The sequence below is a fragment of the Nostoc sp. LEGE 12454 genome, assembly GCF_056620565.1.
Window position 1 is genome coordinate 18572 of the sequence record NZ_JBWQXL010000040.1, and the last position, 18577, is coordinate 37148.

12 protein-coding genes and 1 tRNA gene are annotated in these 18577 nt (G+C 42.0%); 6 read left to right on the forward strand and 7 right to left on the reverse strand.

Features of this window, described 5'->3' with window-relative positions; genetic code table 11:
* Nucleotides 1-56: 56 nt before the first annotated feature.
* On the reverse strand, nucleotides 57-1238 hold the full coding sequence (gene pstS, locus AC1F2U_RS27360) for a phosphate ABC transporter substrate-binding protein PstS (protein WP_480263998.1): 1182 nt from the start codon (nucleotides 1236-1238) through the stop codon (nucleotides 57-59).
* Nucleotides 1239-1827: 589 nt separating this feature from the next.
* Between pstS and AC1F2U_RS27365 the strand changes: the two genes are divergently transcribed.
* Together AC1F2U_RS27365 and lspA are read left to right on the forward strand one after the other, a co-directional pair.
* The gene (locus AC1F2U_RS27365; protein WP_480263999.1) at nucleotides 1828-2415 is read left to right on the forward strand and encodes a biotin transporter BioY; all 588 of its coding nucleotides are present in this window, start codon (nucleotides 1828-1830) and stop codon (nucleotides 2413-2415) included.
* A 94-nt stretch (nucleotides 2416-2509) separates the two neighbouring features.
* The gene (gene lspA / locus AC1F2U_RS27370) at nucleotides 2510-2986 is read left to right on the forward strand and encodes a signal peptidase II (protein ID WP_480264000.1); all 477 of its coding nucleotides are present in this window, start codon (nucleotides 2510-2512) and stop codon (nucleotides 2984-2986) included.
* Between the two features lie 208 nt (nucleotides 2987-3194).
* Here the strand turns inward: lspA and AC1F2U_RS27375 are convergent, their stop codons facing one another.
* Nucleotides 3195-3929, reverse strand: coding sequence for a hypothetical protein (locus AC1F2U_RS27375; protein WP_480264001.1), 735 nt, complete (start codon nucleotides 3927-3929; stop codon nucleotides 3195-3197).
* Between the two features lie 436 nt (nucleotides 3930-4365).
* Here AC1F2U_RS27375 and AC1F2U_RS27380 point away from each other — a divergent pair, with 436 nt between their 5' ends.
* A complete protein-coding gene (locus AC1F2U_RS27380) occupies nucleotides 4366-6636 on the forward strand; it encodes a transglycosylase domain-containing protein (protein WP_480264002.1) in 2271 nt (756 codons plus the stop codon).
* Nucleotides 6637-6687: 51 nt separating this feature from the next.
* On the opposite strand, the gene AC1F2U_RS27385 is transcribed toward AC1F2U_RS27380, so the two are convergent.
* Together AC1F2U_RS27385 and AC1F2U_RS27390 are read right to left on the reverse strand one after the other, a co-directional pair.
* Complete coding sequence (locus tag AC1F2U_RS27385; RefSeq protein ID WP_480264003.1) at nucleotides 6688-8118, reverse strand: DUF4335 domain-containing protein; 1431 nt, start codon at nucleotides 8116-8118, stop codon at nucleotides 6688-6690.
* Complete coding sequence (locus AC1F2U_RS27390; RefSeq protein ID WP_094350233.1) at nucleotides 8115-8741, reverse strand: DUF3038 domain-containing protein; 627 nt, start codon at nucleotides 8739-8741, stop codon at nucleotides 8115-8117. The genes AC1F2U_RS27385 and AC1F2U_RS27390 overlap by 4 nt, the downstream gene beginning before the upstream one ends.
* Before the next feature lie 470 nt (nucleotides 8742-9211).
* On the opposite strand from AC1F2U_RS27390, the gene AC1F2U_RS27395 reads away from it, so the two are divergent.
* Complete coding sequence (locus tag AC1F2U_RS27395) at nucleotides 9212-9730, forward strand: adenine phosphoribosyltransferase (RefSeq protein ID WP_480264004.1); 519 nt, start codon at nucleotides 9212-9214, stop codon at nucleotides 9728-9730.
* 140 nt (nucleotides 9731-9870) lie between these two features.
* Nucleotides 9871-10917 (forward strand): ABC transporter permease, encoded by a 1047-nt coding sequence (locus tag AC1F2U_RS27400; RefSeq protein WP_480264005.1) that lies wholly within the window; start codon nucleotides 9871-9873, stop codon nucleotides 10915-10917.
* Nucleotides 10918-11175: 258 nt separating this feature from the next.
* Here the strand turns inward: AC1F2U_RS27400 and AC1F2U_RS27405 are convergent.
* The 3 genes from AC1F2U_RS27405 to AC1F2U_RS27415 form a co-directional block, all read right to left on the reverse strand.
* A tRNA-Gly gene (locus tag AC1F2U_RS27405) sits at nucleotides 11176-11246 on the reverse strand.
* Between the two features lie 50 nt (nucleotides 11247-11296).
* Nucleotides 11297-12541, reverse strand: a complete 1245-nt coding sequence (locus tag AC1F2U_RS27410) for a hypothetical protein (RefSeq protein ID WP_480264006.1) — start codon at nucleotides 12539-12541, stop codon at nucleotides 11297-11299.
* Between the two features lie 68 nt (nucleotides 12542-12609).
* Nucleotides 12610-16137 (reverse strand): response regulator, encoded by a 3528-nt coding sequence (locus tag AC1F2U_RS27415; protein ID WP_480264007.1) that lies wholly within the window; start codon nucleotides 16135-16137, stop codon nucleotides 12610-12612.
* Nucleotides 16138-17165: 1028 nt separating this feature from the next.
* On the opposite strand from AC1F2U_RS27415, the gene AC1F2U_RS27420 reads away from it, so the two are divergent.
* Nucleotides 17166-17804, forward strand: coding sequence for an N-acetyltransferase family protein (locus AC1F2U_RS27420; RefSeq protein ID WP_480264008.1), 639 nt, complete (start codon nucleotides 17166-17168; stop codon nucleotides 17802-17804).
* Nucleotides 17805-18577 lie beyond the last annotated feature (773 nt).

An 18577-nucleotide genomic window follows, 5' to 3' on the forward strand; every position in this document is an offset into this window, starting at 1 on the left:
ACAATAGTAACTCCGTATCCAAAGTTACTACTGGATAGGCATGTTTTATTGCTTACTTACTTGCTAGCGCTATTACCACTGGCAACAGAAATTTTGTACTCTGGACTGATTTGGTCAGCAGCAACAGCTACCTTTGTAATCACATTTGAGGGTAGAGGAACATATCCTAATGCACTAGCCTGCTTCTGTCCATCAGTTAAAGCGTATTCGATTGCAGCTTCAATCGCCTTGGCTTTTGCCGCATTGGGGTATTTCTTGTAAGCCAAAATCCAGGTGTAAGTGACGATGGGATAGGAATCAGCCCCTTCGGGATCGGAAATGAAGGAGCGGAGATTTGCGGGTAGAGCTACTGATTCGAGAGTTTTAGAAGCTGACTCTTCACTAGCTACAACAAACTTACCGCCTTTGTTTTCCAAAGCAGCAAACTTGAGACTATTTTGTTTGGCATAGCCATACTCGACATAACCAATCGAACCTTGAGTTTGTTGGATTTGGGCAGTAACACCCTCGTTACCTTTAGCACCTACTCCCTTAGGCCAGTTGACAGTTTTGCCTTCACCAACTTTACTCTTCCACTCAGGGCTGATAGCGCTGAGGTGTTTTGTGAACACACCCGTAGTTCCGCTACCATCAGAACGATAAACAACCGTTATTGCCTCTTTAGGAAGCTTTGCACCTGGGTTAGCCTTGGCAATTTGGGCATCATCCCAAGACGTAATTTTGCCTAGTAAAATATCGGCGTAAACGGCTCGTGGCAGTTTAAGTTCTTGAACATCAGGCAAGTTGTAAGCCAACACGATGCTACCAGCAGTCACAGGTAGTAAAATAACACCTCTATCTGCTGGTACTTTCTGGATTTCTTCATCCTTCATTGCGACATCGCTGGCACCAAAGTCTACAGTGCCTTTGATAAATTGTTCAACTCCAGAACCGCTACCAACTGATGCATAGTCAACTTGCAGATTGGGATATTTTTTGTTTAAATCTGTAAACCAGGTATCGTAAAGTGGTGCCGGAAAAGACGCACCAGCTCCGCTTAACTTTACGGTTCCGCCAAGGTCTAATTTAGCTGGGCTAGAGGCAGTAGCATCTGTAACAGTACCAGAAGGCGCATCCTTGGTGGCTGTACTATCTGGTGTTTGCTGTCCGCCACAAGCTGCTAGGCTGATTGTCAGTGCTAACACTGAAATTGAACCTGTGAGGCGATGAGTTTTTATTGCACTAAGATGTGAGAGCATCGCTATCAATTTTTTAGTAACTTTTCAGGTGAGCGTTTCTAAGATACTCCCAAAGCACAACAATAGAGATTAACGAAAGGTTAACAAAGCAAAAATATGCTTGTTTTTTTGATGAAGAGCAAACCCTTGTTTCTAGTTTTTATTGATAAAATTTATACTTTTACTTTAATTCTAAGATAGAAATATTACTACAGTAACTTTGTTATACCTATTTACAAAAACTTATTGATAGTGTAGTTTAGTGGGCTAATTCATAAAAAAAAGTATATAAATATTAATTAAGATTAAGCATTAAACACTTTGTAGCCAAATTTAGGCGCTGTTCTGCAAAACTAGTATAAATACTAATATAAATAATGTTAATTTACCATATTTTAGGTTAAATACCATAATTCACAACACGCCTCAGCCGAGAAAATCAGATAATAGACACCTCAGCTACAATTCGTAGAACTGAAAAATTACATACCAAAAAGGCAAAAGAAAATATGCTAGTTCTTAAGATGTAAGCACAAATTTCATTTCAATATTAATGAATATGCTAGTTGCTGTTGGTTTTCCCTTTTGCTTTTCCTTGGTTGCCTGATAAATGTTTGCTGCTTCCAATCAATTACTATGGTCTATGATTGGCTTACTCCTGACAATGGGTGGTACCTTCTTAGAAGTTTATGGCATCACCTTACCTTGGACTTGGAGTCAGCACGGAATTCAGACTTTTTCTTTAGGTGTCACTTTTCAAATTGGCGCAGTATTGTTGGTGGGTTGTTTAGGAGGCAAAAATGCGGGTGCGCTCTCACAAATTGCCTATTTAGTCATGGGGTTAACCTTATTACCAGTATTTGCCGATGGCGGCGGTATTGGTTATGTCAAGCTGTCTCAGTTTGGCTATCTATTAGGTTTTATTCCTGGAGCTTGGATTTGTGGCTTAGTTGCTTTTAAAGCCAGACCTCGACTAGAAACTCTTGCCTTTAGTTGTGTCTGTGGCTTGTTAACTCTCCACATCTGCGGTATTACTTATTTGATTATTAGCTATTTTTTTCAGTGGAAAGGCACAGAAAATCTACCCTTGATGCAAGCAATCCTTAGATATTCTTGGTTTGCACTACCAGGTCAACTAACTGTGGTCTGTGCAGTTACTGTAATAGCATATATATTGCGTCACTTAATGTTTTATTAGTTCATTGCCTTTCGTCCTTTGTCATTTGTCAAAAGCTCATGACCAATGACCAATGACTAATGACCAACGACCAACGACCAATGACTAATTCGCCATGCATTTAAAAAATCGTCTTTTCTGGATTGCTGCCTTCGTTGCTTTTTTCTTAGACCAAATAACAAAGTACTGGGTAGTACAAAGCTTTAGCTTGGGGCAGACACTACCACTTTTACCTGGCATATTTCACTTCACCTATGTCACTAACACTGGTGCGGCTTTTAGTCTGTTGAGTGGGAAAGTAGAGTGGTTGCGCTGGCTATCTTTAGGAGTGAGTTTAGTATTGATAGCGTTGGCGTTAATTGGCCCAACATTAAATTTGTGGGATCAGTTAGGCTATGGCTTGATTTTAGGTGGAGCGATGGGCAACGGTATCGATCGTTTTGTTTTAGGCTATGTCGTTGATTTTCTTGATTTTCGCCTAATAAACTTTGCTGTATTTAATGTGGCAGATTCATTTATTAGTATCGGTATTGTTTGCCTGTTAATCGCTTCCTTGCAAAAAACACCCACCTCAACTGGCAGATCCCATTAAACTATTAAGCCTGGGACGATTAATCCCAGGCTATTGACTTAGTTAAACCCTTGCTTAGTCTTATATGCGAAGACTTTACGTATAAGGTTTTATCAATTTTTATTTGTCACCTGACACCAGTCTGCATAACTGGTGCAAGAGTTAAAGAAAGATGCACCGACGATCGCTGATGGCAAACCATTATTTAGATTATGCCCCAGCTTTAAATTTAGTTACCTGTGGTAGGAGTTTTTGGCGAACTAGAGTCAGGAGTACTGGGAGAGCTGCCTGGTTTGATACTGCTACCAGGAGTGCCAGGAGTGCCAGGTTGTTCTGGTGTAGTTGAGCTTCCTGGTTCAGTAGTGCTGCCAGGAGTGCCAGGTTGTTCTGGTGTAGTTGAGCTTCCTGGTGGAGTTAAGTTGCTAGGTGCGCCTTCAGGAGTGGTTGGGCTTCCTGATGGTGGAGTTAAGTTGCTAGGTGCGCCTTCAGGAGTGGTTGAGCTTCCTGGTGGAGTTAAGTTGCTAGGTGCGCCTTCAGGAGTGGTTGAGCTTCCTGGTGGAGTTAAGTTGTTAGGTGCGCCAGGTACCGATGGGGTTGTGCTTCCTGGTGCTGGAGTGGTTTCGGGAGTACCAGAGTCAGAAGGAGCGGTTCCTGGTGCAGTTGTGCTATCAGGAGTGGTGGTATCAGGCGTTGTTGTTTCTGCTGGTGCTGTTTCTGCTGGTACTGTAGTGCTACCAGGAGCGCTAGGGGTGAGTGCTGTGCCGCCGGGACAACGTGAATTAAGCGGAGATTTCTCGCACAGAATTTTCATCCCTTCTGGCGATAGCTTAATTTCCGCTGGTGCACTAGTGGAGTCGCTACTAGATTGGGCTATGGGGGATTTACTGGATTCGGCTACAGCAATATTAGTGGTAAGTGCCAAAGATAAAGCTGCACCAATCAAGCTCAGAGATTTTCCCATCATTCTGAAATTAACCTCAACGGATCACTCGCCCTATTAAAGCAGATAATTAAGATTTAGAAAATCTTCCTAAATGAAGATATTTAGGTTTGTTTCAAAATATGTGAATATGTAAAATTGGTAAAATTTTAAATCAGTTATTTTTTGATAACTAGTGTTTAAAAATACAAAACTAAAAATTATATTTGTAGTTATTGAAGGATTAATACTAGCTTAGATAAGCTTATAAGAATACATAAACAATATTTCCTTATGTATAGAAGTGATTAAAATTACAAATATATTATAGTTTTAATATAAATTTAAGTATAAATTAAATCAAAAAGCCCCGTAGAGCTAATTTATGCTTTGGCTTATGAGTAAAATGATGAAAGACTAACATCTAAAATTGATTGTAATTCGCCCGATTCTTCATTAAAAACTGTGATGTGAATAGCCGATGAGTTCTCCCCAACCCCCTCACAAGCCACAAACGTTACTAGGTCAACTGACTCAAGCAGTACATACGATTCAAGCTAGGGTCGATTTTTCAAAATTGGCGCTCAAGCCTAATGCCAAAGTACCGGAACTTTGGGTGCAGGATGCGGGGGCGGATAAAGCAGAGGTATATCCACTGTTGGGCGATCGCTATATTCTTGGTCGTAGCTCGAAATCCAGCGATATCGTTATCCGTAACCCTGTTGTCAGCCAAATTCACCTCTCATTATCGCGGAATTCTACTCAGCGCACACCAGTTTTCACGATCAAAGACGAAAACTCCACCAATGGCATTTATCGTGGCAAACGTCGTGTTAGTTCTCTAGAACTACGTCATGGCGATATTCTGACTCTAGGGCCCCCAGAACTCGCCGCTTCTGTGCGGTTGCAATATGTCGATCCACCAGCATGGTATGTCAAAGCTGCAAGTTGGACAGCTTATGGAGTTGGTGGTGTCAGTGCCCTGTTAACGTTAGTGATTGGCGTCGAATGGCTGAAATTTTCAGTCAAACCTCTACCGACAGCAACACGCGCCCCAGTAGTTGTTTACGCCCGTGATGGAGCCACTCCCCTGAGAGAACCTCGGACAATCTCTCATGTAGACATGAAGCGATTAGAGGAATTTGGCCCTTATTTACCTGCTGCGGTAGTGGCTTCAGAGGATAGTCGTTATTACTGGCACTTTGGGGTCGATCCTCTGGGGATTTTACGAGCTGTGTTGATTAATAGCCGCAGCGGAGATGTGCAACAAGGAGCCAGTACTGTTACCCAGCAAGTTGCCCGCAGTTTGTTCCGCGAGTATGTAGGTAGACAGGATACCCTTGGCCGGAAATTGCGGGAGGCAGTTGTCGCCCTAAAGCTTGAAACATTTTACAGCAAAGATGATATTTTGCTGATGTACTTAAATCGGGTTTTTTTGGGAGGGGATACCTCTGGCTTTGAGGATGCAGCCCGATATTACTTTGAGAAGTCAGCTAAAGAATTAACTTTGGCAGAAGCAGCAACATTGGTAGGAATTTTACCAGCCCCCAACGCTTTCGATTTTTGTGGGGATGGGCCAAATAAGCTAGAAGCGGCTGAATATCGGAATCGTGTGATTAAGCGGTTGCTGGAGATGGGCAAAATTAAAGCAGAGGATGCGAACCGGGCTAGACGCTCTACTGTCCAAATTAGTCCTAAAGTTTGCGAACAGCAAGCTAAAACGATCGCACCTTATTTTTACAGTTACGTCTTCTCTGAACTCGAATCAATTTTGGGAGAGGGAGCAGCAAGAGAAGGAAACTATATCATTGAAACCAAGCTCGATCCGGCGATACAGAGACAGGCAGAAGCAGCGTTGAATAATTCGGTGAACAACTCTGGTAGAAATTTTAATTTTTCTCAAGGGGCTGTGGTAACTCTTGACTCTAGTACAGGCAGTATCCTCGCAATGGTAGGCGGGACTGATTACAAAAAAAGTCAGTTCAATCGTGCTGTTCAAGCCAAAAGACAGCCAGGTTCTACCTTCAAAATCTTTGCTTACACTGCTGCTATTCAACAAGGAATTCCAGAATCAAAAAGTTATTCTTGCGCCCCTTTAACTTGGCAAGGCTTTACTTATAAACCCTGTCGTGCTGGTGCTGACACTAGTTTAGATATTGCCACCGGACTGGCCCTTTCAGAGAATCCCATCGCCTTGCGAGTTGCCAGAGAAGTCGGGCTGGATAAAGTCGTGGCAATGGCACAACGTTTGGGGATAAAATCAAACCTCGATCCGGTTCCTGGCTTAGTACTGGGTCAAAGTGTAGTTAATGTTTTGGAAATGACTGGTGCTTTTGGCGCTATTGGCAATCGCGGTGTGTTGAATCCTCCCCATGCCATCAGCCGAATTTTAGACAGTGGTGATTGCAGCGATCGCAATGATATCAAAACCTGTCGTGTAATCTACTCCTTCGACCAAGATCCAGGTGCCAACAAACGAGTGTTGAAAAATGATGTCGCCGATGAAATGACTAGTTTGATGCGCGGTGTAATCGCAAGAGGTACTGGTCGTAGTGCTGCTATTGGACTAGGCGAAGCTGGTAAAACTGGCACGACTGATAAAAACGTCGACTTGTGGTTTATTGGTTTTATCCCCAGTCAGCGACTTGTAACTGGCGTTTGGCTGGGAAACGACAATAATTCCCCGACATCTGGTAGCAGTGCTCAAGCAGCTCAGTTGTGGGGAAATTATATGCGGAGAATTACAAGGTAAATAATGGGGAGCAGGTAATTTGACTAGTCCCCAATCCCCACCAATTTCAATTTATTGATATCCCTTCCAAGGAGTGACTTCAAGCTTGCCGTTAGGCTTGAATATCACTTGGAAGTGGGCTAGAGGTTCTTTGTCATTGGGAGCAGCTACATTAGAACCATAGATGTCGTTAAACATCTTAGGAAGAGGTGTTTCTCGAAAATAATCAAAGGCGACTTGATTAAGTGGTTCATAGTCAGCAATTACACCATCTTTGTTGACTGCTACCCGATATTTTAAATCTCGCGTAAAGGTGGGGGTGCCACTCCAGGTTTGACGAACTGTATTATAAAGCTTTTTATTTAAACCTTTAGTGATATTAGAGTCAGTAATTTTTGCACCGACTACCTCTGGTGTCTTAGCATATCCTCGCCAAGGGCTAACTTGCAGCACACCATTTGTAGTAAACACTAGTCTAAATTGGGCTATCGGTTCATTAGAAATAGGAGCGCGGTTAGCAGGATTATAAAGTAGGTTAGGCAGAGGAGTTTGCCCGACTTCTTGATTAGCCTCCTTATTCACCGCTTTATAACCAACGATCGCTCCATCCGCAGCTACACCCAAACGATAGATCAAATCCTGTTGTAATCCTGAGCGTTTAGTCCAAGCTGGATGAACTTGGTTATATACTTGACGATTCAATGCACGCAACTGGGATGGATCGGTAATTTCTGGAACTGTATTTAAAAGTGCTTCTAAATCTTTGACTACTGGCTTTTCATTAGCTGTGGGTGTTGCTGTAGGGGTTGCAGCCTCGATGGGTGTTGCAGCTGCTGATGCTGGGGGATTAAGGCTCTTTGTTGTAGAGCTAGTTTGCTCATCTGGCTTAGGCTGCGGTGGACGAATTTGGGGAGGTGGAATCAAGTTAAATGCGATCGCTGCTACTGCTAAACTTGATACTCCCACAGCCGCAGGAACAGCTTGCCTAATTACAGCCTGACTAGCACCACCATAGCGTCTAGTAACTGGTTGTAGTTCTAGGGATAATTCCGGTAAAGTCTGAGTATCAGCAAAAAACTGATCCACTGCTTCTACCAAATCAAACAACTGCACCGTATTCAAATCTATTTCAATAGGCGGACGTTTAGAATTATTAGAGCGATCGAACCCCTCTGGAGCATTCTCTGAATGTATGATTAACCTGTGGCGGTTGCCGTCAATTTTTTGAAACTCTACTAGCTCCGATTCCTGGTTGTGTGCTTGCGGATTGGGTACAGTACTCAGAAATTCTTGGGCGTAACCACTAACAGCCCTCACCAAGCTTTCAAAAAATTCTCGCCCTCCGGTTAGGGGTTGATTGTAACCAGACAAATAACATTCTGCATTTACCAATATTGATAATTCTGGGCGCATTTCCTGGAACTGTGCAGCCCTAGTGACATCACTTAACCCTTCTAAAAGAAGAGTACAATTAGGTAGACTGTACTTACGTTGAATATTCATTCCACTTCACCGTCAAAAAGACTAATCCAGAACCGCTGCATTCCAGCAGTACCAGTACAAAATAGTAATTGTCCTAACAAATTTATTGCTAGCGCATCTAATTTTTCATCAGAAGTTAATGCTAGTACACCAGAACGTCGAGCATTCATCCGGCTTTTAAAATGCGCTCTAAACCGCTCTAGATAATTAGATAGCCGCAAATTCTGTTCTAATGGAATCTGTTTTTCTTCCATTTGTTGACATATCATTAATAACTGGCGGATGACAACAGTTAAACGCCGTGCTATATAGCAAGCAATGACCACCAAAGCTTTTGCTTCCATAATAGTTAAGGGACGGCGCATGTGCGCTCTTCGTAGCGGGTTAGAGCTACGCATCCGCCATAAATTCACCCTGTCTTTAACAATTCCTTTAAGATCCAACTCTTGAGCAAAAGCCAGGATTGCTTCCGAACCACCAAGTTCTAAAGCTTCAATTGCCAGTAAAATCAGGTCAATTTGCAGCCTAGTTCTCCGAGGACACGTTTTGGAAGCGATCGCAGGATCTGGTAAAGTGTCCAGAATCATCGGCAGTGAGTCTTGGGTTGGACTGTTGAACGGCGTTAAACTTGCTGAAACATTCATTCTATAAATACCTTGTGCGGTTCCAACAGACTAGATAAAACAAATTTAAGATCGGTAGCCAAGACTTGAGCCTTAGACTTGTAGCAGTAGCATGACTACCTGATATATACATTACTTAACTCTTTCTACTCAAAGTTTTCCCTATATTGAAATCAAAATTTTAAAACATAACTAAATTCACCTCATTTATTAGCGAAATACCTTTTATAGCTTGGTTTAGATTCTAATTATCGTCAATGAAGAGCGAAGCTTTAGCCTCTATCCCCACTTGACCCCCAGCGTATGACATTATAGTGTACGATTTTTCAGGTATCTGAAATTGGGCACTTGTACTGAGCGTTCGCGTAGCATCTCGTAGAGAAGTCGTAGGCGTAGCCTCTTGTAGAGAAGTATTGGGCATTGCTTATTAATTTTTCTACCTCATTCCCCATGCCCCATTCCCCATTCCCTACTCCTTTATTCCCCATTTTATGGATTTAAAGTCTCTCGTTCGTGACATTCCAGATTTCCCGAAACCCGGAATTTTATTTCGGGATATTACTACGTTACTGCGCGATCCAGAGGGACTGCGCTATACTATTGACTTTTTAACACAAAAATGCAATGAAGCTGGAATAACAGCTGATTATGTCATTGGTATAGAGTCGAGAGGATTCATTTTTGGTTCACCTCTGGCTTATAAATTAGGAGCTGGTTTTATTCCCATCCGCAAAAAAGGGAAGTTACCAGCAGCCGTTCACTCAATTGAATATGAATTAGAGTATGGTACAGACTGCGTAGAAGTGCATCAAGACGCTTTACACCAAGGTAGCCGAGTTTTGATTGTTGACGACTTGATTGCCACGGGTGGAACAGCGAGTGCGACGGCAAAGTTGTTACAAAAGATTGGCTGCGAACTAGTAGGATTTGGGTTTATTATCGAGCTACGGGATTTACAAGGGCGTACATATTTACCGGACGTGCCGATTATCTCTTTAATTGAATATTAGTCATTAGTCATTGGTCATTAGTCATTAGTCATTAGTCAATAGCAAAACAACTGGCAAATGACGAAGGACAAAGGACGAAGGACATAGACGCGCCAGCGGCTTCCCGCAGGGTAGGACAAATGACAAAGGACAAAATATAAATGACATCTACGAAAATTTCCTTGGAGACAGGTCGGGATTGGCTAATCGGGCTAGTCACGAGCGAAACTTTTGTTTATGTGCTAAAGCGGCTATTGCAGGCACTGCTAACTTTGTTGTTGGCGTCAGCGTTGTCGTTTTTCATCATTCAACTCGCTCCCGGTGATTATGTAGATACGCTGCGGCAAAATCCGAAGATATCTCCAGAAAGAATTGAGGAAATCAAACGGCAGTTTGGTCTAGATAAGTCTTGGCCAGAGCAATTTGGACTGTGGCTATGGCGAATCTTAACCAAAGGGGATTTTGGCACGAGTTTTATTTATCAACGTTCAGTGGCATCGCTGTTGTGGGAACGAGTACCAGCGACTTTGCTATTAGCGATCGCATCTTTAATTGTCACATGGGCGATCGCCATCCCTCTAGGGATCTTTGCCGCTGTCAAACAAAATAAGCCAGCAGACCGGATTTTACAAGTGATTAGTTATGCTGGACAAGGCTTTCCCAGTTTCATCACTGCCTTAGCGCTGCTGGTTTTAGCCCAACTCACCTCGCCATTTTTCCCAGTGGGTAGCATGACTAGCATCAATCACTCAGAACTGTCGTGGTTTGGCAGAATCTTAGATATCGGCTGGCACATGATTTTACCCACCATTGCACTCTCAATTACTAGTTTTGCTGGTTTGCAACGCATCACTCGCGGCGAATTATTAGATGTCCTGCGTCAAGACTACATCCAAACGGCTCGTGCCAAAGGTTTGCCAGAAAACCGCGTTATCTACGTTCATGCACTCCGCAACGCCATAAATCCTTTAATTACCTTATTGGGTTTTGAATTAGCTGGTTTATTAAATGGTGCCTTCATCGCCGAATTTTTCTTCAACTGGCCTGGTTTAGGGAGATTGGCTTTACAAGCTTTACAAGCTCAAGATTTATATTTATTAATGGCAAGTTTGGTTATGGGCGCAGTACTGCTGATTGTTGGCAATTTAATCGCCGACTTAATGCTCAAAGCAGCCGATCCACGCATTCGCCTAGAAAATCTCAATTAGCAGCAATTCTAAAATTCAAAAAATCAGAACTTATTGGGCATTTTCCAGAGTCTTGTCAACTATCAAACAACAAAGAGGCAGCCAGAGTGCGGATATTGTTGAAGAAAGTGTCGCTTATTCATCATCCTAGAATTTGGCTACTCTCAATTTCAAACTATTTCTGTACGCCGCAAAAAATGGTGAATTAGTGTTTAACTAATCATTTTACCAAGATTTAGACTTAGGTTTTTGCACTCGTATATTTAAGAGTTTTTTCTAAGCGGGCGGCGGGAATCGAACCCGCATTAATAGCTTGGAAGGCTATAGTTTTACCACTAAACTACGCCCGCAAATTTCCAACCCTATAAATATAACACAGTTTCTGTAAAAATTCAAGCATTTAGTTGGAATTTGCAGGTTGCATTTTGATCCTGACATACAAATTGCTCAATTCTGGTTTTGTGCCATCGTTATTATGGGCAGCAAGAAAGTTTTCTGTTTTGAAAACTTCATTGAGGACTTGCTCGTATGTGCTTTTTTCACTTTGCAGTGCTGCTGGTTCTATTTCTAGAACTACGGCTTGTTTAAAATTACCATTGTTATCAATTATTAAGCTAGCCAAGAGTTGTGCTGGCTCAAGTCCCGAATTATGGACAATAAAACTTGGGTCTAATTGTTTTGTGTTGCTTCCCCTGTATAAAGCGATAACGTCGGGTAAAGCATCTTGTCGGAATCCTTTTGATTGTATCAAGCTAATCACTTCATCTCTAGATAAGGGAGCTACTATTGCTACCGATGCTCTTCCAGTCGAAGGCGCTGGAGTTTCTCTAGTCGAAGGCGCTGGAGTTTCTCTAGTCGAAGGCGCTGGAGTTTCTCTAGTTGAAGTCGCTGGAGTTTCTCTAGTTGAAGTCGCTGGAGTTTCTCTAGTTGAAGTCGCTGGAGTTTCTCTATTTTCAGGTTCTGAAACTGGTCGATTTGATGGAATACCTGTTGGTAGTTGCGTTCCCTTTCCCAGTTTAATTTCTTGACGACGCTTCCAAGGTAAATTACCAATTGGAACTGTAGGTGTCGGTGTGGCTTTAGCTATAGGTTTCGGTGTGGCTTTAGGTGTAGGCGTAGGTTTTGGTGTGGCTTTAGCTATAGGTTTTGGTGTGGCTTTAGCTATAGGTTTTGGTGTGGCTTTAGCTATAGGTTTCGGTGTTGGCGTGGGGACTATCTGCTGTCTAGAAGGTTCGCTATTAGGTTGAGAGGCGTAAATTCGGCTCTTTTTCTGGAGATTCTCAGGAGAATTTATTGCGCCAAAATCTTTATTTATAGGCGTAGTTCGTGCTGTTTGTGACGAACGTGCTGGTACAGACTTTTGAGTAGAGGATAGTGGCTTTGACGAAACTATTTTGGCTATTGATTTTGATTTGATTATTGATTTTGTTTTAGGAGCAATTTCTATCAATTCGACGGGAACAGCAGATTGATTTTGCTGGGGAAACCACAAACTAAATGCATTAGATGAGCGCATCAGCCAGAACACCAGCAAGTGCAGAGAGACTGAACTGACAACGACAAAAATCCACAAACCTGGTGGATCGGTGTGTCGTCTCCAGACCTTGGCTGGAATTGGAGTTTTGTCTGCAACCGATGGTGTCATATTATATAAACTGGATATGATTATGCACTTTTACTCATTGGTAATGCTTTAAAATACCAGTCTAAATTTTAGCGATTAACCATTACCTCTGGTGAAACAGCAAAAGTCAAAACTGTTTCATCGACTCCTTTAAGTTCTAGCGGACTCCCTTTAGTAATTTCTCCTTCCTGCAAATAATCTGCTACGGCAGCGGAAACTAGAATCGTACCGGGAACAGCGGCAGCTTGCAACCTTGCGGCAATATTGACACTTGGGCCAATAGCAGTATAATCGGCGCGTTCAGCGCTACCAAACATCCCCACAACAGCAGTACCTTGGTGAATACCACACCGGAACTGTACGCTAGTAAGTTTGTCGCTATCGAATACACCTTGCTCTCGCCAGCGCTGGTTCAAGTCAGCCAGTGAGCGGTGCATTGCTCTTGCTGTATTAATGGCACGACGCACTTGTTCGTTAGGGGTTAGTTCTTCCGGCGCTCCATATAAAGCTAAGATAGCATCTCCCATAAATTTATCTACAGTGCCACCATTGCTAAAGACAACTTTAGTCATGGCTTCTAAATATTCATTTAGCAGCTCTGCGACTCGTCGGGATCTGAGAGTATTTGCTAGCTGTGTAAAACCCACAATGTCGCTAAACAAAACTGTAATTAAGCGTGGTTCTGGACGCAAATCTAACGTTAAATCACCGGTTGCGGCTTTTTGCATCAATACAGCAGGCAAAAAGCGCTTTAGCACCGATTCTGTTAGATAAGTATTTAACTCCACAATTCGCCGTTCATTTTCTTTCAACGCTAAAAGATTGCGAACTTCCGCCAAAAGTTCCCGATCGTTGAATGGTTTTGCTAAATAAGCGTCCGCGCCATGCTCTGTACCTTCGATGCGGGTTTCTTCATCTACTTTCGCTGTCAGCAGAATGATTGGTGTTCCTTTCAACGTTTCCTCATTGCGGATCATCTGAATCATCTCAAGTCCGCTCACTAAGGGCATCATTAAGTCAGTCACAATCAAGCTGGGTAGAATTTCCTTCGCTCTACTGTGCCCTTCACGACCGTTACGAGCTGTCTGTACATGATAGCCATTACGGCGGAAAATTTCAGATACATAGGTTCGCAAATCGGGGTTATCATCTACAACTAAAATTGAGTGCTGAGTCTTATGTGCTGAGTCTTGAGTATCAACACTGGGGGAGAGGTTTATTGTAATATCTTCAATATTGTCTGTTGTTGACTCTACTAGTTCTAAATCAGCTAATTCTACGCTAGCGCGGCTTGTATTCAGTTCGGTAGGCGTTTCTAGTACTTGCTGTGCAGGTAAATGAGCATTTCCAGTCACCAGCCATAAACTAAAAGTAGTGCCTTCACCATAAACTGATTCCACAGTGACTTGACCACCATGTAATTCTACTAATTCTTTAACTAAAGCTAAACCCAAACCACTGCCTTCATAGGAGCGGTTTGCTGAACCTTCAGCTTGGCGAAAGCGCTCAAATAGGTGGGGAATTTGTTCTTTAACAATACCAATTCCAGTATCTTGCACTTGTAATATGCAGCGATCGCGCTCAGATTTTAGTCTGACACCGATCGTTCCACCTTCGGGAGTGAACTTCATGGCATTTGACAAGAGGTTATAAACCACCTTGTCAAATTTTTCCATGTCCAAGTACACCGTAGAACATTCATCTAGCTGGGTGACGAGATGCAGTCTCTTCTTCTCACAGTAGGGACGAAAAGATTCCACTATTTGGCTGACAAATTCGACTAAATCACAGGGATGGAAGCTAGGCTGCATTCTCCCGGCATTCAAGCGTTGTAAATCCAGGAGTTGATTTACCAGTCGCAGCAGGCGGCGGGAGTTACGCAGGGCGATCGCACTTTGAGAGTAAGATAATCCTTCACCAGCCGCTACAGCCGACTCTAAAGGCCCTTGAATCAAGGTAATCGGTGTGCGAAACTCATGGGAAATATTTTGGAAAAATTCGGTTTTTTGTTTGTCTAATTCCAGTAAGCGTTCAGCTTGTTGGCGAGTTTTTTGATATAAGTGTGACTGCTGCACAGCGATCGCGGCTTGCGCTGCCACTGCTTTCGCCAAATCGATATCAGATGGGAGCCATTGGCGGACTTTTTTACCTTCATGCAAAGTAATACTACCGATGCATTTACCATCAGCTAATAATGGTACAAACATTAGCGATCGCGCTGGCATTTTTAAAGGTAAATCAAAACCCCGCACATCAGAAGGAGAATGGCTCACATTACCAATTACCACAGGTTCATGTGTCTGTAGCATTTGTTGGAGGATGGGATTTTCCTGAATCGATGCTTGAGAATAGGGTAATCTCTGATTTGGTAGGTGATGATTGCTACTTGAATTATTATCTGGGGCTGACGCTCTTACATTTTCTAGATGTTGAAAACTATCATACAAACCCACACATTCAACAAACTCATCTTCCTCTGTCCACAAAGACAAGACGCATCCATCAACTTGTAAAGCTTGTCCCAATTGTTGGGTAATAGCCGCAAAGATATCTTGAGGATCTAAGCTAGAGCGAATTGCGCTAGTAATCGTATTAATCAAGCTCTCCCGCTTGGCAAGGGCACGTACTTGTTCGTAAGCATAAGCTTGAGACAAAGCTAAGGCTGCCTGATCTGCTACCATCAACACTAACTGCACCTCATCTTCGCCCCAAAAGCGAGGCAGAGAACACTGGTGCAGCGCTAGCACTGCCATCAGTTCTTGTTGGCAAATCAATGGTACAACTAAACTAGAACAAATATTAGCAGCAGCAAAAGCTGCCTCACGTTCGCGCAGTTCGGGAGTATTACCGTGAATGCGCTCATCATCGATCGCATCGTGAATCACCTGGACTTCGCGGGTTTCCCATACCGTCTGAGCCAAAAGAGACAGAGAAGGAGAGGAGATGAGGGGTAGAGGAAAAAGACTTACTCCAACTTCACCTGTACTTCTATGCTCAAGGGCTTCTTCAGAAAGAGGCTTCTGATAAATAAACCCTTTATCCGCCAACTGCTCATCTTGGAAGGGACGTAGCAGACAAACATCCACCTCCAACATGTGACCGACTGTATCTACAATTGCTTGCAAAATTTGTCTGTAGTCTAAAGCACTGCGAATCGTATTGGTAACGGTATTTAGCAGCGATTCTTGACGGAGTGTGCGGGTAAGTTCGTGGGTTCTAGCTTTGAGGACATTGTGAGTATCCAAAGCTTGCCGTACCACTGCTTTTAGTTCCTCCGCTTCCCACGGTTTAGTGACATATTTAAATACCTTGCCAGCATTGATTGCTTCCACCAGGTCTTCGACATCGGTGTAGCCAGTTAAAATAATCCGAATAATATCTGGATATTGAGTTGCTGTTAGGCTCAAAAATTCTGTACCGCTCATCATTGGCATCCGCTGATCGGAGATGATCACCGCGATCTCTCCCTCTTGAGCCAGCAGATCGAGGGCCGCAGGGCCAGAGGTTGCCCTTAGCACCTTATAATCACGATAAAAAGTGCGGTAAAGCAAGTCAAGGTTGTCTGGTTCATCATCGACAACCAAAATTTTAGGCTTACTGTTTGCTTGGGATTTCATGCACCGCTTTCCTGCTGCAACGGCAGTCGGATAAAGAATAATCTGATCAGGTAAGGATTTTTCTGAGTCAGGTAAGAGCAGAGCATTTCGACCAATAGGGCTGTTTGGCTACATGACTGCTGAGTGTAGGAGCGTTTACTCACAGTAATTCGTCTCAATTGCTTGTGCCGATTACCGTTTGCGTTGGTGCAGTGTAATTGCTTTCATTGTCAGTTTTAGTGTTACAGAGTCGACGCTTGCTTGCCAAATCTTTTTTCACCTCCTGCGAGCAATGTCTGATAATACATACAGCGCTCATAGCCAGCTGAAAAATCCAGATAAAGCTGCATATTAAGTTTTCCCTCCACAGCTGTTGTAATAACACTTGCAGGTAAATTTTATTTATGGTAGTCATGGTAGAGTCAGCAAAATTAAAACAATAAGATTTAAAGCCAAAGTATACTATTAGACAAATACCTCTTTCTAATTTAGCAATCAGAACTATCATTAAGACAAGTGGTAGCGGTTGAGGAGTTAGAGATTAGGGATTAGGAACCTTACAGATTCTTGTCCCAGTACCTGTACAGCCTACTTATACGACTTGATAACAAAGTAGTATCAGTGTGCGGTAACTGCAAAAAACAAGTTCAGTACTGTAACTAAGGGTGGTTTGAAACCAGAGTTTGCCAATAGTGTACTTACTTAACAATTTTGGAGATGCTGCTTACAGATAAGTTATGCTATTCCTCTGTCCACTCGCTGAAAACTCTATCACTTTAGAGATGTTTTTGTGGTAATCAGTTTGATATTCTGCTCACCGAAAAGAAGGTATGCAATGAATATACTGAACTTAAGGTTATAGATTTATGAAGTTGTAACTCCTAATACTCTTTCAAAAATGCAGGTTATAAAACATCCTCTAAAGTGTAAAAATTTGTATAATCTACAAGAAAAAGCGAATTAGCAATATTGGTTCAGTTAAATCTCCTGGGCAACTTTATAAGTTCTGATTTAGTTTAAATCTTGTTTTAGGATATTTGAGAAAATTTTTGTTGAATAAAATCAATACTAAACTAGCCTTGAAATATCGGTTTTTTCACCCATACCACCAACAGGCAATCGATCCAGCTTCCTGCCAATTCCAAATTCGTACAGCTACACCTGCTGATTTGATTGGTGTTGCCCAAATTATTACTGAAAGCTTTCACTCCCACAAGGGTATATGGGGATGGGCTTTCCCGTTGCTACGTTTGGGTATTTACGAAGACTTAAGGCATCGAATGGCATCACCGGCGCCCCGTCATCTTTGCTTAGTTGCCCTTGAAGCTACTACTGGTGAGGCTAATAACTTAGTAGGAAGTGTGGAAATGGGTGTACGCTACAGTAGTGATTCATGGAGCGAGGTTGGTGTAGGTTTTCCTTACTTATCTAATTTAGCGGTACACCCAAAATACCGTAGACATGGTGTGGCTTCAGGATTACTTACTAGCTGTGAAAAAGTCTCTCGCGAGTGGGGATTTCAAGACTTATATCTCCATGTTTTAGAAAATAACCATCAAGCACGACAGCTTTATTTCAAGCTGGGATATCGAGTGCATAAAGTCGAATCTAATTGGAATACATTTTTTCTAAGACGCTCAAGCCAGATGTTATTGCACAAGCACCTGAGTGCTGATTCTATTAGCTGAGTTTTGTTTGGGCAATTGTAAAGTTTTGTATACTGCTCCAATTAATTCGATAAAATCTGTAACTCATAGCGGTAATCAAACACAAACGAAGCTAAACCACGTCTACCTTGAGAACCATAGTTATTTTGGCTTAGAGAAAGCTCAAAACTCAAGCCAGGACTAGATAATATACTTTTATTCAGAACTCCAGGTTTTCAAATGAACGGGGTTTAATTAGGAATGTAGCCAATATTTAGCTAAATATCCATATAAATCCGCTTTGATTTCCAGGACTTACTTGATTTAGCAGGCAAGAGCTAACGATAAAGAAGGATCTTTGAGTTATACTGAGTTTTTTCACGCAATCGCAATCAAATAGAAGTCCTATAAATCAAAACTAAAACATGTTTGTTAATTTACGAAGCGAGTAAATAGCTTTTGATAATTTTTTTCTCAAAAGAATATTTTATTTAAACTTTTTACGAAAAATTCCCTTGTCCTTATAAACAAATTATCTTTTTGGTAAATATTATTAATATTAAAAAATGTTAAATTTAGCTTTTGGAATTTATGGTTAACAAATTTTTTAAAGCATTCGATATAGATGAAAATGGACTATAATGGGAACACACGCGAAATAGCGTTGAAAGAAATCATTACTTCCTCATAATAACTTTGTAATTGATATATTCATCTTTATAAAAACTTTAATAAAACACGAGTATAGTTTACAGACAAATCTAGTTATATCTCATAAAATATAATCACTCAATTACTAAAACAACGTCTATATA